Raw genomic sequence first — 22,743 nt, 5'->3', positions numbered from 1 at the left:
CGCAACTCCGAAATCCCCACCCGATTCCCCACGACAAGCGCAACGCCGACAACCGCCGACAACCGCCGACAACCGCCGACAACCGCCGACAACCGCCGACAACCGCCGACAATCACGAGGGAACCGACCCGCATCGGGGATTACCACCCCGGCGATCACCCGAACAAAACCCCGCGCCCACCCGCATCGGGACGCAAAAAAGCCCCCCGGACAAGCGACGACCCCCGCCGGGGGGGAGAGCGGGGGTCGTCTCCGCGGCCGACTCGGGGGGGGGAGGAGTCGGACCGGGTTAGCACGGTCGCGAACGATCCGTGACTTCCAGGATGTACCCGAGGGGGTTCTCTAGCAAACCCACGACGCGGAGTTTACGCCGAATGGCTGCCCTTATCCTCGTGAACTGTGGAAACCCAGGCGCCGAAGCGGACAGCAGCCTTCTTCGACCTCGACAAGACCATCATCGCCAGGTCCAGTGCGCTGGCGTTCAGCAGATCCTTCTACCACGGCGGACTCATCAATCGCCGCTCCGTCCTCAAGAGCGCCTACGCCCAGTTCGTCTTCCTCGTCGGCGGCGCGGATCACGACCAGATGGAGCGCATGCGCGAATACCTGTCCGCGCTGTGCCGCGGCTGGGACGTGCAGCAGGTGCGCGAGATCGTCGCGGAGACCCTGCACGACATGATCGACCCGATCATCTACGACGAGGCCGCGTCCCTGATCGAGGAACACCACGCGGCCGGCCGAGACGTGGTCATCGTCAGCTCCTCCGGGGCCGAAGTGGTCGAGCCCATCGGTGACATGCTCGGCGCGGACCGCGTGGTGGCCACCCGGATGGTGGTCGAGGACGGCCGCTACTCCGGCGAGATCGACTTCTACGCGTACGGGCCCAACAAGGCCGCGGCGGTCAAGGAGTTGGCCCGCACCGAGGGCTACGACCTCACCTCCTGCTACGCGTACAGCGATTCGATCACCGACCTGCCGATGCTCCTGGAGGTCGGCCACCCGTACGCGGTCAACCCGGATCGCGGCCTGCGTCGCGAGGCGACCGCCCGCGGGTGGCCCGTACTGGTCTTCAGCCGCCCCGTGGCGCTGCGCCAGCGGGTGCCCACCCTCTCGGTACCCTCGCGCCCCGTGCTCGCCGCGACCGCGATCGGCGCGGGCGCCACCGCGGCCGGCTTCGTCTGGTACCTCGCCAGGAAGCGCCGCTGAGCGGGAAGCACCGGGAGGCACCGGGAAACACCGCGACCCGCCACCCCGGCCGGAGAGCCCGTGTCGGGGCATCGCGGTCGACCGCGGCGACGCCCGACGATCATCGACGGCGGAGCAAATCCGACAAAGGCCGAAAGTAAAGATCTTGGGCCAGGGGTTCCCCTCCTCTCGGCAACCCACTAGAAAAGGGACCAACGGCCCGTACGGCCCCCGCTCACCCGGGTGGCCGGGACGGATCGAGCACGACCGCCGGGAACCCACGTGCGACCGACCCTCGTAGGGGCCGAACGCGTCGGACAACCTGCATGTTCTTCCCCCCGTGGATGCGCATGCCGGGGCCGATCGTCATAACGGGTACACGCCTGATACCTCGGCGGGAGTGACAAAGCGGCGGCGTCCTCAGGGGCGCCGCCGTCTCGTACGTCCGGACCCGAAGCAACCTGCGGCGAACCGCGCCGAGCCCGGCCGCGCCCACCCGAGACGCCTCCAGCCGAAGCGCCCCGCCACCCCGCCGGGCGTCAGATCCCGCGCATCACCGCTTCGCACACCGCGACGCTCTCGCGCGCACCCAGAGTCATCGCCTCCGCGCAGTGCCGGATCCAGGTCGCCACACCCTCGGCGGTGCCGCTCTCGTACGCCCGCAGCGCCTCGGCGTAGGCGTCCACGCCCAGTTCCAGGTGGCCGACCTCCGGCACCGCCGCGCCCTTCGGGTCCAGGCCCCGGGTGATCAGCACGATCCGCTGCGCGGCGCGGGCGATCAGCCCGTTGCCCCAGCCGAACGGGGCCAGGCTCAGGATCTCCCCGTGGGTGACCGCGGCGACCACGATCGCGGGCGCGGCGGACGGCGCGAGCAACAGCCGGGACAACCCGTCGAGGCGAGCCGCCACCTCGTCCGCCGGGAGCTGCCCGGCCGACGACTCGTCGTCCCGGCGCGGCCGGCCCAGCGCCTCGGCGGGCACCGCGTCGGCCGCGGCGACCACGTGCAATCTGGCCAGCACCTGGAGCGGACTGTGCCCCCAGGTGCCGAGGAGCGTGCCGATCTCGGCGGACAGCCGCAACGCGCCCGCGACCACCGCACCGCCGTCGTCGAGCGAGGACGAGTAGTCGGTCCGCCGGCGAATCTCCTCCAGCGACCAGTCGACGCCCTCCAGCGCGGCACTGGCCCGCGCGCCGCGGAGCGCGGATTCGGCACTGATGTCCATGCTGCGGCGGCGCATCGTGCGGTGGCCGAGCAGCCGGTCCACCGCCGTGCGGGTGTCCTCGACGGACTCCGGCACGCCGGGCAGGAGCGCGAGGGCGGCGAGGGGATCGGTTGCGGTGCTCACCCGAGCGACCCTACGCCGGGCCGCGAATCACCCGCGACACGGGCCCGCGCCGAGCCCGACCGTGCCCGCGCGCGGTCGACGTCCCCCCGACCGACGGTTCGACTACTTTCCGACTTGACGTGATCACGGTCCGCAACGGATGATCCTATCGAAAACGATTGTCAAACTCATATATCAAGGGAGGGGCCGTGAAAATCGCCTTCGTCGGCAAGGGCGGCAGCGGCAAGACCACGCTCTCGTCGTTGTTCATCCGGCATCTGGTGGCCACCGGCCGGCCGGTGGTCGCCGTGGACGCGGACATCAACCAACACCTCGGCGCCGCGCTCGGCCTCGACGAGCAGGCCGCGGCGGCGATGCCCGCGATGGGCGCCCGACTGCCCACGATCAAGGACTGGTTGCGCGGCGACAACCCGCGGATCGGCTCGACCGAGCAGATGGTCAAGACCACCCCGCCGGGCCGGGGGTCGCGGCTGATCCGACTCACCGAGGACAACCCGATCCACGCGGCGTGCGCGCGCGAGGTTCCCGGCCTGCCCGGGCTGCGGCTGATGGCGACGGGGCCGTTCGCCGAGTCCGATCTCGGCGTCGCGTGCTACCACTCGAAGGTCGGCGCGGTGGAGTTGTACCTCAACCACCTCGTCGACGGCGCGGGCGAATATCTGGTGGTCGACATGACCGCCGGCTCGGACTCGTTCGCCTCCGGGCTGTTCACCCGGTTCGACCTGACCTTCCTGGTCGCCGAGCCGACCCGCAAGGGCGTCGGCGTCTACCGGCAATACCGCGACTACGCCCGCGACTGGGGCGTCTCGCTCGCGGTGGTCGGCAACAAGGTCCAGGGCCCCGACGACGTCGAGTTCCTGCGCGAGCACGTCGGCGACGACCTGCTCACCTGGACCGTGCAGTCCGACTACGTACGGGCCCTGGAGAAGGGCCACTCCCCCGACTTCGACAGCCTGGAGCCGGTCAACCGGGCCGCGCTGGAGGAGTTGACGCTCGCCGCCGACGCCGGTTTCGAGCGCCGCGACTGGGGGCGGTACACCGCGCAGATGGTCGAGTTCCACCTGCGGAACGCACGCGGCTGGGCCAACGCGAAGACCGGCGTCGACCTGGCCGAGCAGGTCGACTCGACGTTCGTGCTCGGCCCGCAGGCAATCTCCGCGCCGGTCTAGACGCCGACCCGGGACACCCGCCCGAAGCGCCGGTCGAAATCGTCCACCCGCGACGCCCGTCCGAACAAGCGCCGGTTCGAAACGCCCCGTCCGAAGCGCGACCCGAAGCCCGGGACGAGAGCCCCGATCACGACGACGCGGGGCGGCCCGCTCACCAGAGCCGGACCGCCCCGCGTCCACTCCGTCCCGCTCAGTCCTCCGTCGGGGCCGACGGCAGCTGCGACGAGATCAGGTCCATCACCGACGAGTCGGTCAGCGTGGTGACGTCGCCGAGCGTGCGGTTCTCCGCCACGTCGCGCAACAGCCGGCGCATGATCTTGCCGGAGCGGGTCTTGGGCAGCTCGGCCACCGGCAGGATCCGCTTGGGCTTGGCGATCGGGCCGAGCACCTTGCCGACGTGCTCGCGCAGTTCGGCGACCAGTTCGGCCGACTCGGAGGCGCTGCCGCGCAGGATCACGAACGCCACGATCGCCTGGCCGGTGGTCGCGTCGCTCGCGCCGACCACCGCCGACTCGGCGACCTTGGGGTGCGACACCAGGGCCGACTCGACCTCGGTGGTGGAGATGTTGTGGCCCGACACGAGCATCACGTCGTCGACCCGGCCGAGCAGCCAGATGTCGCCGTCGTCGTCCTTCTTCGCACCGTCGCCGGCGAAGTACAGGCCCTCGAAGCGCGACCAGTAGGTGTCCTCGAACCGCTGGTCGTCGCCCCAGATGGTGCGCAGCATCGACGGCCACGGCCGGTCCAGGACCAGGTAGCCACCGCCGCCGTTGCCGACCTCGGTCGCGGTGTCGTCGACGACCTTGGCCGAGATGCCCGGCAGCGCGCGCTGCGCGGAGCCCGGCTTGGTCGAGGTGACGCCCGGCAGCGGGCTGATCATGATCGCGCCGGTCTCGGTCTGCCACCAGGTGTCCACGATCGGGGTCTTCCCGGCGCCGATGTGCTCGCGGTACCAGATCCACGCCTCGGGGTTGATCGGCTCGCCGACGCTGCCCAGGATGCGCAGCGAGGACAGGTCGAACTTGGCGGGGATGTCGTCGCCCCACTTCATGCAGGTGCGGATCGCGGTGGGCGCGGTGTACAGGATGGTGACCCCGTACTTCGCCACGATCTCCCACCAGCGGCCCTGGTGCGGGGTGTCGGGCGTGCCCTCGTACATGACCTGGGTGGCGCCGTTGGAGAGCGGGCCGTAGGTGATGTAGGAGTGCCCGGTGACCCAGCCGATGTCGGCGGTGCACCAGTACACGTCGGTCTCGGGCTTGAGGTCGAAGACCGCGTGGTGGGTGTAGCTCGCCTGGGTCAGGTAGCCGCCGGAGGTGTGCAGGATGCCCTTCGGCTTACCGGTGGTGCCCGACGTGTACAGGATGAACAGCGGGTGCTCGGCGTCGAACGGCTGCGGCTCGTGCTCCTCCGACTGCGCGTCGACCAGGTCGTGCCACCAGACGTCGCGACCCTCGGTCCACGCGACGTCGCCGCCGGTGCGCCGCACGACCAGCACGTTGCGCACGTCCGGACAGGACGTCAGCGCCTCGTCGATGGCGGGCTTGAGCGCCGACGGCTTGCCGCGCCGGTAGCCGCCGTCGGCGGTGATCACGATCCGCGCGTCGTTGTCGGTGACACGTGACGAGACCGCGTCCGCGGAGAAGCCGCCGAAGACCACCGAGTGCGGGGCGCCGATGCGCGCGCACGCGAGCATCGAGATCACCGCCTCCGGGATCATCGGCAGGTAGATGGCCACCCGGTCGCCCGCCTCGACGCCCAGCGAGGTCAGCGCGTTGGCCGCCTTGGAGACCTCGCGCTTGAGGTCGGCGTAGGTGAGCGTGCGGGTGTCGCCCGGCTCGCCCTCGAAGTGGATCGCGACCCGATCGCCGTGGCCCGCCTCGACGTGCCGGTCGACACAGTTGTAGGCCACGTTCAGCTTGCCGTCGGCGAACCACTTCGCGAACGGCGGCGTCGACCAGTCCAGCGTCTCCTGCGGCTCGACCGCCCAGTCGAGCCGCCGGGCCTGCTCGGCCCAGAAGCCGAGCCGATCGGCCTCCGCCCGCTCGTACGCGTCGGCCTTGACGTTGGCGTCGGCCGCGAGCGCGGGCGGAGGTGCGAAGCGGCGCTCCTCGCGCAGCAGGTTCGACAGTGCCTCGCCGGCCTTGTCTCCCGTGTTCCGGTCTGCGTTGCTCACGCGTACTCCTCCGTGCGGCTGCGGTCTCTTCTCTGCCGTAGCTCATCAGGGACCGGCCCGAGCCGGCAAGAGGAGCGTGGAGATTGGTTTAGACCACTTCGAGGCACAGTGCGCATCGTGGCCGACCGCGCGAGGGTGCGGGCCGGCTATCCGGGATTGAGCGCCGGAAAAGTGTGATCTTCGGCGCTCGGCGGGACGACCTGCGGGAGGGCCCCGGACTCGGCCCGCTCCGCGTCCACCGGACCGAAGTCGCCGCGCACCGCGTCGTAGAGGTACATCTGCGCGGACGCGAGGTCGAAGTAGAGCCCGAACAACCGCAGTCGACCCGCCGCCACCGCCTGCGCGACCACCGTGTGGTCGAGCAGGTTGTGCAATTGCTGGACCACGTTGGTCAGGCACAACTGCTCCACCGGCGGCACGGCGTGACCGGTCACGGTCGGCGCGGGGTCGGCCGTGAAGCGGGCCAGCGACGCGTCGCCGTGGCGCAGCCAACGATCCAGGTGCGGCGTGGCGCCGGGCCCCGATCCGGCGTCGGGCTCCGTGCCGACCTTGTCGAGCAGCGCCTTCATCGCCCCGCACCCGGAGTGCCCGCACACGGTGATGCTGCGCACCCCGAGCACCGACACCGCGTACTCGATCGCCGCGCCCACCGACGCGTCGCCCGTGCCCGGGTCGACCCGGGCGGTGTCGCCGGGTGGCACCAGGTTGCCGACGTTGCGCACGGTGAACAGGTCGCCGGGACCGCTCGCGGTGATCAGGTTCGGCACGATGCGCGAGTCGGCGCAGGTGATGAACAGTTGCGCCGGCTTCTGCCCCTCCAGCGCGAGTCGTTCCAGGAACGGCTGGACCAGGGGCGCGGTGCGCTGCCGGAACTCGCGGGCACCGGCCACCAGGGCCTGGGACGCGGTGCCGTCCTCGCGCGGGCACGCGCGCTGCCAGTGCCACCACGGCGCGAACCAGCGCGGCGACGGGGTCAGTCGGGACCGCCGGGGCCCCGGGGTGCCGCCTGCGGCCCGCTCGTAACAACCGTCGTGGATCTCCTCGATGTCCACCCGGCCGCCGCTCGCGAGGTAGCCGGCGCGCCACGAGTGCACGGTCTCGAACGCGGCCTGGTCGAGGTAGTCCACCGTCATGTCCACCACCACGTGCTCCCCGGGCGGCAACTTGGCGAGCACGCGCGACAGTCGCGGCACCGACAGGAAGGTGAGCGAGCCGTGCACCTCCACGTGCAGCACCCCGTCGCCGGGGTAGACCCGCACGGTGCTGCGGCTGAGCCGGTACAGCGCGGTGCACACCGCGACCACCACGCCGAGCAGCACGCCCTGGAGCACCCCGGCCAGGATCACCCCCGCGATCGTCGCGGCGTAGGCCGGGAATTCGCGGTGGCGGTGTACGTGCCGGATGTGCGCGAGACTGACCATCTGGAGGCCGACCGCCATCACCAGGGCGGCCAGCACCGCGAGCGGGATGCGCTCGACGAGCGCGCCGCACAGGGCCACGAACACCATCACCCAGACCCCGTGCAGGATCGTCGCGGCCCGGGTGGCCGCGCCGGCCCGCACGTTGGTCACCGAGCGGATCGCCACGCCGGTGACGGGGTAGCCGCCGATCGCGCCGGAGACCACGTTGCCCACGCCCTGGCCGATCAGTTCGCGATCGAGTGCGGCGCGCGGCCCGTCGTGCAGCCGATCGACCGCGGCGGCCGACAGCAGCGACTCCATCCCGGAGACCAGCGCCACGCTGACCACACCGACCAGGATCGCGCCCCACACGTTCGACGGGGGCAGCACCGGGGTGGTGAACACGACCGAGGACAGGTCCACCCGCGCCACGTCCAGGTGCAGCACGCCCGCGCACGCGGTGGCCAGGGAGACCGCGACCAGCGGTGCCGGCACCCGGTGCAACGCCGCGCCGCGACCGGGCAGTCGGCCGAGCAGCGGCCAACCGAGCAGCAGGGCCAGGGTGATCACCCCGACGGCGACCGCGGAGGTGTGCAGACCGGCGATCTGACGGGGCAGTTCGCGCAGGTTCTCCCAGGCCGAACGTTGCGGCGCGCCGCCCAGGACCACGTGCAACTGGGCCAGCGCGATCACCACGCCGATACCGGCCACGACGCCGTGTACGACGGCCGGCGACAGGGCGAGGGTGGCCCGGGCCACCTTGGCCACGCCGAGCAGGATCTGCAGCAGGCCGGCGCCGACGGTGACCAGGCAGGTCACCCGCCAGCCGTAGTTCTGTACGAGACCGGCCACGATCACCGTCAGACCCGCGGTGGGGCCGCTCACCTGGAGTGGCGCGCCGCCGAGCAGGCCGACCACGATGCCGCCGACCACGGCCGAGATGATGCCGGCGCCGAGCGGGGCGCCGGCCGCGAGCGCGATGCCGAGGGAGAGCGGCACGGCGACCAGGAAAACCACCAGTGAGGCGCCGAAATCGGCCCGCGCGGACGCGGCCCTGGAAACCGGCGCGGGCGTGGTGACAGGGGCAACGGGCATGTCCGTGTCCTCCGGGGTCAGTCATGTCAGTCATGTCATGGCGGGCATGGCTGCCGCAGGGGTGGCGGCGCGCGGTCGTAACCAGAGTGTTCGGGCCGGATAGGCCAACTTAACTCTACGTATTTATCTCATCACAGTAAGGCTATCCTTTTCAGAACGTAAAATGTGCACCCATATGGGTGAAACACATGTTTCACACCAGACACCTTCCACACTGTGTGTGATGGCCCGTAATCTCCCCGGAGTGGGGGTGGTGCCGTGCAGGTGCTCACGCTGTTCGCGACCGGGCTCGGCGCGGGGTTCGCCGCGGGTGGCGCGTCCTGCGCGGCGGTCCAGGGCGGCCTTCTGGTCGGCGCGGTCCGCCCGTGCGGGCCGGCCTCGGCCGCCGGGCCCACCGATCGCGCCGACACCGCCGAGGCCGCCGACTGCGCCGGGTCCCCCGTGCGCCGCCCGCTCCCCCGCGCGCTGGCCGCCTTCCTGGGCGCGAAGCTCGTCGCCCACGCCGTCCTGGGCGCGCTGCTCGGCCTGGTCGGCGGCGCGCTGCAACCGGCGCCGAGCACGCGAGCGGTCCTGATGCTCCTCGCCGCCGCGCTGATGGTGCTGTTCGGGCTGGCCATGCTCGGTGTGCCCGGCGTGGGTCGGCTGTTGCCGCGCGGCTCGGTCCGCGGCGCCGGGCGCGGACCGCTGCTCCTGGGCGCGGCCACCGTGTTCGTCCCGTGCGGGGTGACGCTGGGCGCCGAACTGGTCGCCGTCACCTCGCGGAACGCGCTCGGCGGGGCGGCGGTGCTGACCGGTTTCGTACTCGGCACCATCCCGCTGTTCACGGTCCTGGGTCTGCTGGTCGGCGCCTCGGGTCGGGTCCTGCGCGGCCGACTGACCGCCGCCCTGGGCGTGTTGGTGCTGGCGGTGGCCGTGTGGACGGTCGGCTCGGGGCTGCGTCTGGCCGGCTGGTGGACCCCGACGGCCCGCGGCGCGGTCGACCACGCGGCGGCGAGCACGGGGCCCGACGGCGTGCAGCGGGTCACCGTCCGGGTGGCCGACAAGGGTTACCACCCGGCCCGCGCGCTGGCCCGGGCCGGCGTACCCACCGTCCTGGTGTTGCGCACCGACCACACCACCGGCTGCACCCGCGGCTTCGTGCTGCCCGCGCGCGACCGGCAACAGGTGCTGCCGGTGTCCGGCGAGACCACGATCGACCTGGGCGTACCGCGCCCCGGGACGGTCGACTGGACCTGTGCGATGGGCATGTACGGCGGGCGGATCGAGTTCCGCGCCGACCCGTGACGGGAGGGTGACGCCGGATCGCTTCCGAGGCCGACGCCCCGTACGGTGATGTGTCCGCGCTCACGCGCTCCGGACGATCCGATGGATCCCGGCCCGGGTACGCGGGGAAGCGGACCGGCGACGCACGCAACCGGGTGACCCCGGCGTGCGTATGTATCGATAGGGAATACAGCCCGGTCCGGCATGTCCATGGGAAGAGGTGAACTGTGCGAACTGTCCGCGGCGCTGCGGTGCTCGTCGTTGTCGCAGTCCTGGCCGCTATCGGTTTCGTGGTTTTCGCAAAGGACGGGAAAGATTCCGGCAACTCCTCTGCAAAGAACCCTGGCAGCGGAAATCCGAGCGATCCGGGTAAGGAATCGGACAAACCGAGGGGTCCGGTCAAACCGATCGGTGACGGCTCGACCGCCGACACCGGTCCCCAGCCGAACCAGCCCAAGGTGGAGAAGCTCAAGCCGGGGGAGAAACCGCCGCAGTTCGTCGTGTTCTCGTGGGATGGCGCGGCCGAGGACGGCAACAAGCTGGTTTCGCAATTCCTGAAGCTGTCCGAGGCGAACAAGGCCCAGATGACGTACTTCCTGAGCGGTATCTACATGCTCCCGAAGACGAAGAAGGCCATGTACACCGGGCCGAAGCACACGGCGGGCGCGTCCGACATCCCCTACATGTCCGACGAAACCGTGCGCAACACGATCATCCAGATGCGCGAGGTCTGGCTCAAGGGCAACGAGGTCGGCACGCACTTCAACGGCCACTTCTGCAACACCGCCACGAGCGGCAAGAGTTGGAGTCCGGCCGACTGGAAGAACGAAACCGAGCAGGCGGTGAAATTCGTCCAGAACTGGAAGACCAACACCGGCTACGCCGACCTCCCGCCGCTGCCCTTCGACTACTCGATGGGCAAGGAGCTCATCGGTGGTCGCGCGCCGTGCCTGGAGGGTCAGGCGAACCTGATGCGGGCGGCCAAGGAGATGGGATTCCGCTACGACGCGAGTTCGCCCGGCGGTCTTCAGGTGTGGCCCAAGCGCGGCAAGGAGACCGGAATCTGGGACTTCCCGCTGCAGTCGCTGCCGTGGCCGGGTGACCCGAACAAGTCGCAGCTCTCCATGGACTACAACATCATGTTCGAGCAGGAGCAGCGGCACGGTAAATACGACCCGTCCAAGAAGGACGCGTGGGAGAAAGAGGCCCACGAGTTCTACATGAACGGATTCCAGCGCGCCTACACCACCAACCGCGCTCCACTGTTCATCGGGAATCACTTCGAGGACTGGAGCGGCGGCATCTACATGAACGCCGTCCGGGACACGGTGACCTCGGTCTGCACCAAGGCCGACGTGCGCTGCGTGACCTTCCGTCAGATGACCGACTGGCTCGAGGGGCAGGACCCCGCGGTGATCACCAAGCTCCAGGGACTGGGCGTCGGCCAGGCCCCGTCGGACTGGAACTCGATCGTTTCCGCCGGAGGCCCGAACAAGCCCGCCGCGAACCGGGCACTGTCCGTCGAGGAGAACGCGCTGCCGACGCGCCGACAGGACTGACCGACCGGCGACCCACCGCTCCACCAGGGCCCCGTACCGAGCGCAACCTCGGTGCGGGGCCCTCGTGTTGCCGTTCGCGGCGGGCCATGATGCGCGCCGTGTCCCGGATCGGGTCGGCGGAATCGAAAATCTTGTCGATACACTGACGGGGACCGGGTCCGGGTCGGACCGCTCCCGCGTCGTGGGTCTCCCCCGTCGGGAGACATGCCGGGAAGTCTGGTCGGCGCTGTTTTGTCGTTTTCGCAGGGCGGTATACGCCCGCGAACCGCCGCCGACCTGGAGGTCCCGTGGGTGCCGAGTCCGCGCCACGCAACAAGTTCTTTCGGCGTCCGTCCACCCTGGCCGAGCGGAATTTCATCGCCGACGCGCTGCGCACCGAAACGGTCGGCGGCGCGCTGCTGCTGATCGCGGCGGTGGTCGCGGTGGTCTGGGCGAACACCGGATGGAGCGACGCCTACCAGGACCTGCGCGACGTCCGGTTCGGCCCGGCGGCGCTGCACCTCGACCTGTCGCTGAGCACCTGGGCCGCCGACGGGCTGCTCGCGATCTTCTTCTTCGTCGCCGGCATCGAACTCAAGCGCGAGCTGGTGGTCGGCGACCTGCGCAATCCGGCCCAGGCGATCCTGCCGGTGGTCGCGGCCGGGTGCGGAATGCTCACCCCCGCGCTGTTCTATTTCGCGGTGAACACCGGCGGCGGCTCGCCGGACGGCTGGGCCATCCCCACCGCGACCGACATCGCGTTCGCGCTGGCCGTGCTGGCGGTGATCGGCACCAGCCTGCCGTCCGCGCTGCGCTCGTTCCTGCTCACCCTGGCCGTGGTGGACGACCTGGGCGCGATCCTGATCATCGCGATCTTCTTCACCGATTCGGTGAACTTCCTCGCCCTGGCCGGAGCGTTCGCGCTGCTCGCGGTCTTTTGGCTGCTCCAGCGCCGGCGGGTGCGCGGCTGGTGGTTCTACGTACCGCTCGCGCTGGTGATCTGGGCGCTGATGCACGAGAGCGGGGTGCACGCGACGGTCGCCGGCGTGGCGATGGGCCTGCTGATGCGGGTGGTCCCGGACCGGGGCGAGCGCACCTCGCCGGCCGAGCACGTCGAGCACCTGGTCCGGCCGGTCTCCGCCGGTCTGGCGGTGCCGATCTTCGCGCTGCTGTCCGCGGGTGTCGCGATCTCCGGGCCGGTGCTCGGCGACGTGTTCACCCACCGGCCCACGCTCGGCGTCCTGCTCGGCCTGATCGCGGGCAAGGTGGTCGGCATCTTCGTCGGCACCTGGCTGGTCGCCCGGTTCACCCGGGCCCAACTCAGCGACGACCTGGCCTGGCCGGACGTGTTCGGCATGTCCATGCTGGCCGGCATCGGCTTCACGGTGTCGCTGCTGATCAGCGAACTCGCCTTCACCGACGACCCGGTGCTGACCGAACAGGCGAAGGCCGCGGTCCTGGTCGGCTCGGTGCTCTCCGCCGCGGCGGCCACGGTCGTGTTGCGGATACGGAACAACACCTACGCCCGGCTGTGCGCCGAGGAGAACCGCGACGACGACGGCGACGGTATCCCCGACGTGTATCGCACGGACGCCGATCGGCTGCGCCGGGACAAGCTCGCGTAGTCCGGATTGCTTCGTTTCCCATCCGAAACACTCGTACGACGTGCCCCGGTGGATACGTATCGCCGCAGCAGGGCATGATCGGGGTTCGGATTATCCACACCGGTACGAGGAGTGACCATGGCAGGCACCGACAGGTCCCCGGCCCAGGACGTGCCCGTCGACGCACAACGATCCCTGGGCGAGCTGTTCTCGTCCGCCAGCAAGGACATGTCCACCCTGGTCCGCAGCGAGATCGCGCTCGCCAAGAGCGAGGTCAAGGTCAGCGTGGTCAACGTCGCGAAGGGCGGCGGCGCGTTCGGCGCGGCGGCCTTCGTCGGCGTGTTCGCGTTCGTCTTCCTGAGCTTCGCGGTCGTGTACGGAATCCACGCCCTCGGTCTCGGTGTGGCGTGGAGCTTCCTGATCGTCGGCGGCTTCTACCTGCTGCTCGCGGGCGCGCTCGGCTACTACGGGATCGCGTCGTTCAAGAAGGTGCGGCCGCCGGAGCGCACGATCACCACCACCCAGGACACGATCACCACGCTCAAGAACGTCGGCTGACCCCGCGGCGCGCCCGGGCCGGGGAAACCGGGCGCGGAAACAGGAGTGCGATCGCGAGTGTGCAACCCTGCTCGGCATGACGGTTCCCGAGAGCACCGTGGTCAACGTGGCCGGGCCCTGGACGCACCGCGACATCGCCGCCAACGGCGCGCGGTTCCACATCGCCGAGACGGGCGAGGGACCGGTCGTGCTGCTGCTGCACGGATTCCCGCAGTTCTGGTGGACCTGGCGGTACCAGATGCAGGCGTTGGCCCGGGCGGGTTACCGCGCGGTGGCGATGGACCTGCGCGGCTACGGCGGCAGTGACCGCACCCCGCGCGGCTACGACCCGATCACCCTGGCCCTGGACGTGACCGGGGTGATCCGCTCGCTCGGCGAGCCGGACGCGATCGTGGTCGGCCACGACCTGGGCGCCTATCTGGGGTGGACCGCCGCGGTGTTGCGGCCCAAGGTGGTCCGCCGACTGGTCGCGGTGTCGATGCCGCACCCCCGGCAACTGCGCGGCGCGCTGCTGACGGACCGTCATCAGATGGCGGCGAGTTCGCACATCTTCGGCTTCCAGCGGCCGTGGGTGCCCGAGCGGCAGCTGATCCGCGACGACGCGGCGATGGTGGGCGACATGCTGCGCGCGTGGTCGGCGCCGGGCCGGCCGGTCGACGAGTCGTTCACCCGCTACCGCCAGGCGATGCTGGTGCCGGGCACCGCGCACTGCGCGGCCGAGCACTACCGGTGGCTGATCCGCTCCATCCCGCGCCCGGACGGCATCCAGTACTCGGCCCGGATGAAGGCACCCGTCGAGGTGCCCACGCTGCATCTGCACGGCGCCCTCGACCCGGTGATCCTGCCGCGCACCGCGGCCGGTTCCGGGCGCTACGTGGAGGCGCCGTACCGCTGGCGACTGCTGGACGGCGTCGGGCACTTCCCGCACGAGGAACAACCCGCGATGTTCACCGAGGAACTGCTGGGCTGGCTGAAGGATCCGGAACCCGAGCGTTGAAGTTCGACAGCGCTTCCGGGCTTTCGTTGTGTGATCTCGATGGGTATATCCGACACTTCCGTACAGATCGCCCCGAGTGGGCTCGGGAATCGTTTCCGGCCCGGCGGGCGGCGCGATTACGCCGTCGGTGGCCCGGGTAGGCGCCCCCGTATGAGCCGGACGTACAACGCTCCGAGCATGGCGGCGGGGGCCGGGGACACCCGGTCGGAGACGGCAGAGACCCTCATGGTTGAGATCCACACCACCGGTACCCAAGGGTTCGAGCACGAGCGAGGGGCGCCGGCCGGCGCGGTTGCCGACCGGGGGGATCATTTCCCGGGGCTGATGGGGATATTGCGCCGGCGAGCGCGCTGGTTGACGTTGCGCCTGCGCTTCCCGCGCTGACCCGTCACGGGCCGTCGCGCACCGGCGGCCCGTCGGTTCGACGTCACATCGCGCAACTCTGGGTGTCCACGGGGCGGTCGGCGACCGCGCCCGCCTCGGCGTCCGCGCGGACCTCCTCGACGGTGAGCGCGTATCCGGTGGACTCGTCGTCGAGCGACTTGGCGAAGATCACCCCGGCGACCTTGCCGTTCGGCGAGATCAGCGGTCCGCCGGAGTTGCCCTGGCGGACCTTCGCGTAGAGCGAGTAGACGTCGCGACTGACCGTGCCGCGCTTGTAGATGTCCGGACCGCCGGCCTGGATCCGGGCCCGCACGCGCGCGGCCTCGACGTGGAAGGCGCCGTTCTCCGGGAAGCCCGCCACGATCGCGTCCGCGCCGCTCTCCACCTTGGGCTCGAACAGCAGTGGGGTGGCCTTGAGCCCGGGCACCTTGAGCACCGCGATGTCGCGCTTCCAGTCGTAGAGCACGACCTCCGCCTGGTACTCCCGGCCCTCGCCGCCGATCTGCACGGTCGGCTTGCGCACGCCGCCGACCACGTGGGCGTTGGTCATCACCCGCTGCGGCGCGTAGACGAAGCCGGAGCCCTCGATCACCTTGCCGCAACTCTTCGCGGTGCCGACGATCTTGACGATCTTGTCCTGGCTGTCCCGGACCGCGGGCATCGACAACAACTTGGGGTCCGGCGGCGGCACCTGCGGGATGTCCTCGCGCACGAACGGACTGAACACCTGCGGGAAGCCGTTGCGGTCGAGCAGGTTGCCGAACGAGGAGAACCAGGTGTCCGCCCCCCGGGGCAGCACCTTCTGCACGCCGCCGAGCACCTGGGACGAGCGCACCTCGCGCGAGACGGTGGGCATCGACGCGCCCGCGACGGAGGAGCCGATCAGCCACACCACGATCAACAGCGCGCACACGCTCACGATCGCGCCGCCCGCCGCGTCCACCAGGCGCGCCGGTCGCCAGGTGAGGTGGCGGCGCAGCCGGTTGCCGGCCGCGGTGGTCAACGCCTGGAGCGCGGTGGCCAGCACGAGCACGACGCAGATCGCCGCGATCGAGGGCCCGAGCCCGGGCTCGAACCGGTTCAGCAGCGAGGGCACCAGCCACATGCCGAACACGCCGCCGCCGATGAAGCCCAGGAACGAGAGCACGCCGACGATGAAGCCCTGCCGGTATCCGGAGATGGCGAAGGCCACCGCGGCGGCGAGCAGCAACAGGTCCAGGACATTCACGCGCTCACGTTCTCACGTGCGAGCCCGCGCTGTCCGCAGCCGTGCCGGTTCGTCGAACACCGGTGACACAGCCGTACACGGCCCTGTCGACGCATCGCCGGCGCGGTCTCGCGCCCGGGCCGGCGACGCGTCGGCGCGGTGCCGCCGCAGCCTCGCCGGGATCCGTCGGACGAAGTCCGGATCAGTCCCGGACCTCGGGTTCGGAGGCGGTCTCCTCGTAGGGGTCGAAGCCGCGCCGGGCCAGTCGGGCCTCGGTGTCGGACAGGGTGATCTCCCGCCGGGGATCCCACGGCCGCTCCCAGCCGGTGTGGTGCAGCACCCGGTCGATCAGCCCCGCGGTGAAGCCCCAGACCACCAGGTCCTGCACCTCGAACGCCGGTCCCAGGTGGCCGCCGGGATGCCGCAGCCGGACCCGGTTGGCCGGGTCGGCGAGTTCGGCGATGGACACCCGCAACACCCGCGCGACCTCCTCCGGCGCGCCCGGGGCCACCTCGCTCTCCCGGTGCCACCAGGCGAGCACGGGCGTGACCACGAAGTCGCTGACCGGGATGTACAGGTCGGGCAGTCGGCCGAAGACCCGCACCCCGGCGGGGTCGAGCCCGACCTCCTCCTGCGCCTCGCGCAGCGCGGTGCCCTCCGGCCCGTCGTCGCCGGGATCCACCGAGCCGCCGGGAAAGGCGGCCTGGCCCGCGTGCGAGCGCAGCGTCGCGGCACGCTGGAGCAGCAGCAGGTCGGGGCCCTCGGGGCCCTCGCCGAACAACACCAGTACGGCGGAGCGCCGGCCGCCCTCCGCGGGCGGCAGGAAGCGGCTGAGTTGTTCGGGGCGGACCGACCGGGCGGCGCGCGCCACCGGGCGCAGCCACTCCGGCAGGTCGGCCTCGGCCCACGTCTGGATCCCGGTTCCGGTCTGCGTCACCCGGCGTCCCCCTCGTCTTTCGGTGCTTTCGGTGCGTCCCGCGTCGGCTCGGCCGGCCGGCCCAGCACCGGTTCGGCCGGCGGCTTGAGCCGTTGGCCGGGTTGTCCGGCCATCTCGTACTTGAGCAGGGCCCGGGCCTTGATCGGGTCCGTCTCGCCCTCGCCGTAGGCCGGGCACAGCGGCGCGATCGCGCACGCCCCGCAGGCGGGACGGCGGGCGTGGCACACCCGGCGGCCGTGGAAGATCACCCGGTGCGAGAGCAGGGTCAGGTCGCGGCGCGGGAAGAGCGCGCCGACCTCCTTCTCGATCCGGACCGGATCGTCGTCGGTGGTCCACCCGAAGCGGCGGGCCAGTCGACCGAAGTGGGTGTCGACGGTGATCCCGGGGACGTCGAAGACCTCGCCGAGCACCACGTTGGCGGTCTTGCGGCCGACCCCCGGCAGGGTGACGAGGTCGGCGAGCCGGCCCGGCACCTCGCCGGCGTAGCGGTCCAGGATCGCCTGGGCCAGGCCCTGTACCGAGCGGGTCTTGGCCCGGAAGAACCCGGTCGGCTGAATGATCGACTCCAGCTCGGCCGATTCCGCGGCGGCGATCGCGGCGGCGTCGGGGAAGCGGGCGAACAGCGCCGGGGTGACCGTGTTGACCCGGCGGTCGGTGGTCTGCGCGGACAGCACCACGGCGACCAGCAACTGGAACGCGTCGCCGTAGTCGAGTTCGCAGTGCGCGCCGGGGTATATCTCGCCCAGTTCGCGGTTGATCCGGCGCGCACGGCGCACCAGCGCCAGGCGGGACTCGCCCTTCCCGGCTTTCGCGGCTTTCACGACCTTCGCGGTACCCCGCGACCTGCGCGGTGCGGGCTCCGTCACGTTGCTCGACACCCGGCCAGAGTACGCAGATGCGCGGGCACTACGGTCGAGCAGTCCGCACACGCTCGATCACAGGAGCGACATGTCCGGTTACTGTGGATCCGCCCGTTCGTGATCCAGGCCACCCCGCGTGATGATTGCGGGTACCGGTGCGTCAGACTGTGACCGATCGCACTGTTTGACCGTCCGGCTTCATTGGTGTCGACCAGGCCGGCCTAGGAGGAACCTCGTGGACGACGTTTTGCAGCGGGCTCCGCTGTTCGCGGCGCTCGAAGATGAGGACGCCGCCGAGCTGCGGGCCTCCATGACGGAGGTCGGGCTCGAGCGTGGGGACTCGCTCTTCCACGAAGGTGACCCGGGCGACCGGCTTTACGTGGTGATCGAGGGCAAGATCAAGCTGCACCGCAGCTCCAACGACGGCCGGGAGAACATGCTCGCGGTGCTCGGCCCGGGCGAGATGTTCGGCGAGTTGTCGCTGTTCGACCCCGGACCGCGGACGGCGACCGCGACCGCGCTGACCGACGTGCGGCTGCTCGGCCTGGGCCACTCCGACCTGCAGCCGTGGCTGACCGGTCGGCCCAAGGTCGCCGCGGCACTGCTGCGCGCGATAGCCCGTCGGCTCCGGCGGACCAACGAGAGCCTGGGCGACCTGGTCTTCTCCGACGTGCCCGGCCGGGTGGCCAAGGCGCTGCTCGACCTGTCCCGCCGGTTCGGCGTGCCGGCCGACGAGGGCATCCACGTGGCGCACGACCTCACCCAGGAGGAGCTGGCCCAGCTGGTCGGCGCCTCGCGGGAGACGGTCAACAAGGCGCTGGCCGACTTCGCGAGCCGGGGTTGGCTGCGGCTGGAGGCGCGTGCGGTGGTCCTGATGGACGTCGAGCGGTTGTCGCGCCGCTCGCGGTAGCGCTTCGACGCATCGAACCGTGGGCCCGCCATCGGCGGGCCCACGGGCGTGTTCGGACGGCGGTGCGCTCAGGCGTCGGCGCGCTCGGCCAGATACTCCAGTTGGGCGCGGACCGACAGCTCGGCGGCCCACCACACGTCCCGGTCCACGTCGGCGTAGACCCGCCGGACGACCTCCTCGGCGGTGGTGTCGCCCGCGGCGACCGCGGCCTCGACCTGGGCCAGCCGGGCCGCCCGGTGCGCCAGGTAGAAGTCGAGCACGCCGGCCGCGTCGTCCAGGATCGGCCCGTGCGCGGGCAGTACGGCGGTGATCTCGCCGGATTCGACCAGCGCGCGCAGGCGGCGCAGCGAGTCCAGGTAGTCGCCCAGGCGGCCGTCGGGATGCGCGACCACCGTGGTGCCGCGGCCGAGCACGGTGTCGCCGGTGATCACGAAGCGGTCCTCGGCCACCACGAAGCACACCGAGTCACCCGAATGGCCGGGGGTGACCAGCACCTGCAGATCGAGCCCGCCGTCGTCGATCACCTGCCCGTCGGTCAGGCCCTCGCCGCCGAGGCGCCACTGTGGGTCGACCGAGTGCACCACCGCGTTGGTGAGCGCCTTCAGGCCCGCCACGCCCGCCGAGTGGTCGAGGTGACCGTGGGTGAGCAGGATCCGGCCCACCCGGCGGCCCTCCGCCTCGACCGCGGCGACGATCGCGCGCAGATGGCCCTCGTCGTCGGGGCCCGGATCGATCACCACGGCGGTGTCCGCGCCGGGCTCGGCCACGATCCAGGTGTTGGTGCCGTCGAGCGACATCACGCTCGGGTTGGGCGCGAGTAGACAGGTCACGCGCGCGCTCGCGGGTCCGCCGATGCCGGCGCGGGGGTTTCCGGGCAGGGGCTGTGCGTTCATGGTCGCCATCCTGTACCTCGGGTGCCCGGGACCGAACGGTGGATCGTTGCGTATCGGCCCCCGGGGCGCCGACGCGGGGTCAGCGCAGACCGAACGGGTCCGCGATGCCGGGCCATTCGAGCACGAGGCGGTCCCCGTCGAAGCGGCCTTGGGCCATGATCGGGCTGATCTCGCGTTCCGCGGCGGCGGCCAGCGCCGCGGCGGGGTCGGCGAGTTCGGCCAGGTGGCGCAGCGTGTCGATGGTCGGCGGCAACATCGCCATCTCCTGCGCGCGATGTTGGGCCAGCGCGTCGGCGGGGCGGGCCCAGGTGACCCGGTCCGCCTCGCCCGAGACGTCGCGGGTGCGCTGGCCGGCGGGCAGCGCCGCGACGAAGAACCACGTGTCGTAGCGTCGGTCCTCGAATTCCGGGGTGATCCAGCGTGCCCACGCGCCGAGCAGGTCGGAGCGCAGCACCAGGTCGCGACCGGCCAGGAACTCGGTGAAGGTGCGCTCGCGGGCCACCAGCGCGGCGCGGTCGGCCTCCCAGTCCGCGCCGGTGGTGTCCGAGACGACGGTGGTCGGATCGGGCCCGGCGAGCAGCACGCCGGATTCCTCGAAGGTCTCCCGGACCGCCGCGCAGACGATCGCGCGGGCCTCGGCGACCGTGGTGCCCAGCCGTTCGGCCCACTCGGCGGGTTCGGGTCCGGCCCAGGCCACGGAGTGGTCCGCGTCGCGGGGGTCGACCCCGCCGCCGGGGAAGGCGTACATCCCGGCCGCGAACTTCATCGTGGTGTGCCGCCGCAGCAGGTACGCCTCGGCCCCTCGGGGGCGCTCGCGCAGCAGCACCACGGTCGCCGCGCGGCGCGGGGGCACCGGTTCGGCCTCGCCGGCGATGATCGCGCGGGCCCGCTCGGCCCAGGACGCGGGCATGCCCGCCCGGGCGTTTCCGGCTTGCGTACTCCCCGTTTCGGCCATGCGCCGGATCGTACGCCTGACCGAGTCAAGTTCCATCCCTGACCCCCCGAAACCGAGCGGACCCGCCCCTTTCGGGTGCGGGTCCGCTCGGCGCGTACCTCGACGTGGACGAGCGCCGTCGGGGTCAGACCACCTCGACGAGGATCTCCACCTCGACCGGGGCGTCGAGCGGCAGCACCGCCACGCCGACCGCGCTGCGCGCGTGCCGACCGGCCTCGCCGAAGACCTCGCCGAGCAGTTCGCTGGCGCCGTTGATCACGCCGGGCTGGCCGGTGAAGTCGGGCGCGCTGGCCACGAAGCCGACCACCTTGACCACCCGGCGCACCAGCGCGAGGTCGCCGAGTTCGGCCTTGACCGCCGCGAGCGCGTTGAGCGCGCACCGGCGCGCGAGCTCCTTCGCCTCCTCGGCGGTGACCTCGGCACCGACCTTGCCGGTCGCGGGCAGCTTGCCCTCGATCATCGGCAGCTGGCCGGAGGTGTGGATGTGGTTGCCGGTGCGGATCGCGGGCACGTAGGCCGCGACCGGGGGCACCACGCCGGGCAGGGTCAGACCCAGCTCGGCGATGCGCTGTTCGGGGTGTACCTCGCTCACGCCGCCACCTGCTTCGCCCGCTTCATGTAGGCCACCAGGCTCTCCGGGTTCGGACCCGGCACCACCTGGACGAGTTCCCAGCCGTCGTCGCCCCAGTTGTCCAGAATCTGCTTGGTCGCGTGCACCAGCAGGGGGACGGTCACGTATTCCCACTTCGTCATGGGTCCAGACTTTAGACCGACGCGTCCGGCGGTTCGACGGGGCGCCACGCCACCGGCGAGGACAACACCATCGTGCTGGAGGGTTTGCCGTGCTCGGCGAGCCGGTCGATGAGCACCTGGAAGTCGGCCATGGTGGCGACCGCGACCATCAGCAGGCAACACGCGTCGCCGGTGACCCGGTGCACCTGGAGCACCTCGGGCCATTCGCGCACCGTGTCCGCGTCGCGGCGCAGCAGACAGCCCGGGCCGTAGCAGTTCATCCGGACCAGGGCGACCACGCCGCGGCCGGCCGCGGCCGGGTCCACGTGCGCGTGGTAGCCGGTGATCACGCCGCTGTGTTCGAGCCGACGCACCCGGGTGGCCACCGCCGGCGCGGAGAGGTTGATCCGCCGGGACAGTTCGTTGAGCGAGGTCCGGGCGTCGCGTTGCAGTTCGGCGAGCAGTCTGCGGTCGATCGCGTCCATGTTCGCCCTCCGTTCACGATCGTGAGGGTATGTCGTCCGACACGTTGCGAGCGTAAACCGAACCGGCCGTTCCGAGGTTCGACGCCCATTCCCAACCGATCCGTCGCACGATTGCATGTGGGCACTCCCCGACCGGCCCCCGGCGGGCCCGGCGCGAGAGGCGGACGCGATGACGGTCGGCACACCGACGCCCCGGAGCGAACCGACGCACGGCGTGCGCCCGCCGGACCCGCGGCCGGCCGGCGCGGTGCCCTACGCGGACTACGTGCGGCTCGACACCCTGCTGTCCCTCCAGCGCACCCGCACCGACGTGCCCGCCGAGATGTCGTTCCTGATCGCGTCCCAGGTGATGGAGTTGTTGTTCGCGCTGCTCCGGCACGAGTGGACGATCGCGGGCGAGCGGCTCGACGCCGACGACGTGGTGGGCGCGACCGACACGCTGCGGCGCAGCGTGCGCGAGTTGGACGTGCTGGTGTCCGCGTGGGACCTGCTCGCCACGCTCACCCCCGGCGAGTTCGGCGCGTTCCGCGAGGAGTTGGGCGAGGCCTCCGGCTTCCAGTCGCACCTGTACCGGCACCTGGAGTTCCTGCTCGGGATCAAGCGCGCGGGAGTGCTGCGGGGCTACGTGGGCGCCCCGGACGTGCACGCGGAGTTGGAGCGGGCGTTGCGGGCACCGAGCCTGTACGACCGCGCGCTCGACCTGCTCGCCCGACGAGGCCTGCGCGAGACGGAGAGCGGGCGGCCCGACCCGAGCCGGCCCTACGAGCCGACGGAGGACGTCGAGCGCGCGTGGGCGGGCACCTACACCGACGGGACGCACGACCTGGTCGCCCTCGGCGAGGTGTTGACCGACATCTCCGAGCGCTGGACCCGCTGGCGCGAGCGACACCTGGCCGCCACACTGCGAGCGCTGGGGAACCGACCGGGAACGGGCGGTTCCGCCGGTGCTTCTTGGTTGGAACAGACCGTACGTGTGCGCGTTTTTCCCGAGTTGTGGACCATGCGCACCTTGGTCGAACCATCGAAGTCCTGATTCATCGAAAGCTGGT

General features: G+C 71.3%; 20 protein-coding genes. 9 read left to right on the top strand and 11 right to left on the bottom strand.

What is annotated here, in order from left to right:
* The first annotated feature begins 399 nt into the window (after nucleotides 1–399).
* Nucleotides 400–1,206 (top strand): HAD family hydrolase, encoded by an 807-nt coding sequence (locus EMA17_RS24070; RefSeq protein ID WP_126639194.1) that lies wholly within the window; start codon nucleotides 400–402, stop codon nucleotides 1,204–1,206.
* Between the two features lie 518 nt (nucleotides 1,207–1,724).
* On the opposite strand, the gene EMA17_RS24065 is transcribed toward EMA17_RS24070, so the two are convergent.
* Nucleotides 1,725–2,531, bottom strand: coding sequence for a Fic family protein (locus tag EMA17_RS24065; RefSeq protein ID WP_126639193.1), 807 nt, complete (start codon nucleotides 2,529–2,531; stop codon nucleotides 1,725–1,727).
* Between the two features lie 188 nt (nucleotides 2,532–2,719).
* On the opposite strand from EMA17_RS24065, the gene EMA17_RS24060 reads away from it, so the two are divergent.
* Entirely contained in the window at nucleotides 2,720–3,700 is a 981-nt protein-coding gene (locus tag EMA17_RS24060) for an ATP-binding protein (RefSeq protein WP_126639192.1), read from the top strand.
* 190 nt (nucleotides 3,701–3,890) lie between these two features.
* Here the strand turns inward: EMA17_RS24060 and acs are convergent, their stop codons facing one another.
* Both acs and EMA17_RS24050 read right to left on the bottom strand, forming a co-directional pair.
* Complete coding sequence (gene acs / locus EMA17_RS24055) at nucleotides 3,891–5,876, bottom strand: acetate--CoA ligase (protein ID WP_126639191.1); 1,986 nt, start codon at nucleotides 5,874–5,876, stop codon at nucleotides 3,891–3,893.
* 146 nt (nucleotides 5,877–6,022) lie between these two features.
* A complete protein-coding gene (locus EMA17_RS24050; protein WP_126639190.1) occupies nucleotides 6,023–8,371 on the bottom strand; it encodes a SulP family inorganic anion transporter in 2,349 nt (782 codons plus the stop codon).
* 258 nt (nucleotides 8,372–8,629) lie between these two features.
* On the opposite strand from EMA17_RS24050, the gene EMA17_RS24045 reads away from it, so the two are divergent.
* The 5 genes from EMA17_RS24045 (at nucleotide 8,630) to EMA17_RS24025 (ending at nucleotide 14,331) form a co-directional block, all read left to right on the top strand.
* Nucleotides 8,630–9,655, top strand: coding sequence for a sulfite exporter TauE/SafE family protein (locus EMA17_RS24045; RefSeq protein WP_126639189.1), 1,026 nt, complete (start codon nucleotides 8,630–8,632; stop codon nucleotides 9,653–9,655).
* Between the two features lie 437 nt (nucleotides 9,656–10,092).
* A complete protein-coding gene (locus EMA17_RS24040; RefSeq protein WP_126639188.1) occupies nucleotides 10,093–11,193 on the top strand; it encodes a polysaccharide deacetylase family protein in 1,101 nt (366 codons plus the stop codon).
* 287 nt (nucleotides 11,194–11,480) lie between these two features.
* Nucleotides 11,481–12,797: a Na+/H+ antiporter NhaA gene (nhaA, locus tag EMA17_RS24035; protein ID WP_126639187.1), complete on the top strand. Its 1,317-nt coding sequence runs from the start codon at nucleotides 11,481–11,483 to the stop codon at nucleotides 12,795–12,797.
* Nucleotides 12,798–12,914: 117 nt separating this feature from the next.
* Nucleotides 12,915–13,334, top strand: coding sequence for a phage holin family protein (locus EMA17_RS24030; RefSeq protein WP_078976502.1), 420 nt, complete (start codon nucleotides 12,915–12,917; stop codon nucleotides 13,332–13,334).
* A gap of 76 nt (nucleotides 13,335–13,410) precedes the next feature.
* Nucleotides 13,411–14,331 carry an alpha/beta fold hydrolase gene (locus tag EMA17_RS24025; protein ID WP_126639186.1) on the top strand — a complete coding sequence of 307 codons (921 nt, stop codon included), beginning with the start codon at nucleotides 13,411–13,413 and terminating at the stop codon, nucleotides 14,329–14,331.
* A gap of 427 nt (nucleotides 14,332–14,758) precedes the next feature.
* On the opposite strand, the gene EMA17_RS24020 is transcribed toward EMA17_RS24025, so the two are convergent.
* The 3 genes from EMA17_RS24020 to nth form a co-directional block, all read right to left on the bottom strand.
* Nucleotides 14,759–15,943, bottom strand: a complete 1,185-nt coding sequence (locus EMA17_RS24020; protein WP_126639185.1) for a MarP family serine protease — start codon at nucleotides 15,941–15,943, stop codon at nucleotides 14,759–14,761.
* A 181-nt stretch (nucleotides 15,944–16,124) separates the two neighbouring features.
* On the bottom strand, nucleotides 16,125–16,859 hold the full coding sequence (locus EMA17_RS24015) for an NUDIX hydrolase (protein WP_126639184.1): 735 nt from the start codon (nucleotides 16,857–16,859) through the stop codon (nucleotides 16,125–16,127).
* Nucleotides 16,856–17,737, bottom strand: a complete 882-nt coding sequence (gene nth / locus EMA17_RS24010; RefSeq protein ID WP_371863036.1) for an endonuclease III — start codon at nucleotides 17,735–17,737, stop codon at nucleotides 16,856–16,858. Before nth ends, EMA17_RS24015 begins: the two co-directional genes overlap by 4 nt.
* Before the next feature lie 217 nt (nucleotides 17,738–17,954).
* On the opposite strand from nth, the gene EMA17_RS24005 reads away from it, so the two are divergent.
* Nucleotides 17,955–18,629 carry a Crp/Fnr family transcriptional regulator gene (locus tag EMA17_RS24005; RefSeq protein WP_078976497.1) on the top strand — a complete coding sequence of 225 codons (675 nt, stop codon included), beginning with the start codon at nucleotides 17,955–17,957 and terminating at the stop codon, nucleotides 18,627–18,629.
* 68 nt (nucleotides 18,630–18,697) lie between these two features.
* Here the strand turns inward: EMA17_RS24005 and EMA17_RS24000 are convergent, their stop codons facing one another.
* From EMA17_RS24000 to EMA17_RS23985, 5 genes are all read right to left on the bottom strand, one after another.
* On the bottom strand, nucleotides 18,698–19,522 hold the full coding sequence (locus EMA17_RS24000; protein WP_126639182.1) for an MBL fold metallo-hydrolase: 825 nt from the start codon (nucleotides 19,520–19,522) through the stop codon (nucleotides 18,698–18,700).
* Between the two features lie 79 nt (nucleotides 19,523–19,601).
* Nucleotides 19,602–20,477 (bottom strand): NUDIX hydrolase, encoded by an 876-nt coding sequence (locus EMA17_RS23995; protein ID WP_246126857.1) that lies wholly within the window; start codon nucleotides 20,475–20,477, stop codon nucleotides 19,602–19,604.
* A gap of 124 nt (nucleotides 20,478–20,601) precedes the next feature.
* Nucleotides 20,602–21,069 (bottom strand): RidA family protein, encoded by a 468-nt coding sequence (locus EMA17_RS23990; protein ID WP_126639181.1) that lies wholly within the window; start codon nucleotides 21,067–21,069, stop codon nucleotides 20,602–20,604.
* Nucleotides 21,066–21,230 (bottom strand): Sp36 family protein, encoded by a 165-nt coding sequence (gene sp36 / locus EMA17_RS52610; RefSeq protein ID WP_170222226.1) that lies wholly within the window; start codon nucleotides 21,228–21,230, stop codon nucleotides 21,066–21,068. Before sp36 ends, EMA17_RS23990 begins: the two co-directional genes overlap by 4 nt.
* An 11-nt stretch (nucleotides 21,231–21,241) precedes the next feature.
* On the bottom strand, nucleotides 21,242–21,694 hold the full coding sequence (locus EMA17_RS23985) for an Lrp/AsnC family transcriptional regulator (protein ID WP_126639180.1): 453 nt from the start codon (nucleotides 21,692–21,694) through the stop codon (nucleotides 21,242–21,244).
* 169 nt (nucleotides 21,695–21,863) lie between these two features.
* Here EMA17_RS23985 and EMA17_RS23980 point away from each other — a divergent pair, with 169 nt between their 5' ends.
* Nucleotides 21,864–22,727 (top strand): tryptophan 2,3-dioxygenase, encoded by an 864-nt coding sequence (locus EMA17_RS23980; RefSeq protein ID WP_126639179.1) that lies wholly within the window; start codon nucleotides 21,864–21,866, stop codon nucleotides 22,725–22,727.
* The last annotated feature ends 16 nt before the right edge of the window (nucleotides 22,728–22,743 follow it).

It is taken from the genome of Embleya hyalina (assembly GCF_003967355.1).
In the GTDB taxonomy this organism is placed as follows: domain Bacteria; phylum Actinomycetota; class Actinomycetes; order Streptomycetales; family Streptomycetaceae; genus Embleya; species Embleya hyalina.
Note: the sequence above shows the minus strand (reverse complement) of the source record. Positions and strands in the feature narration are given on the sequence as shown.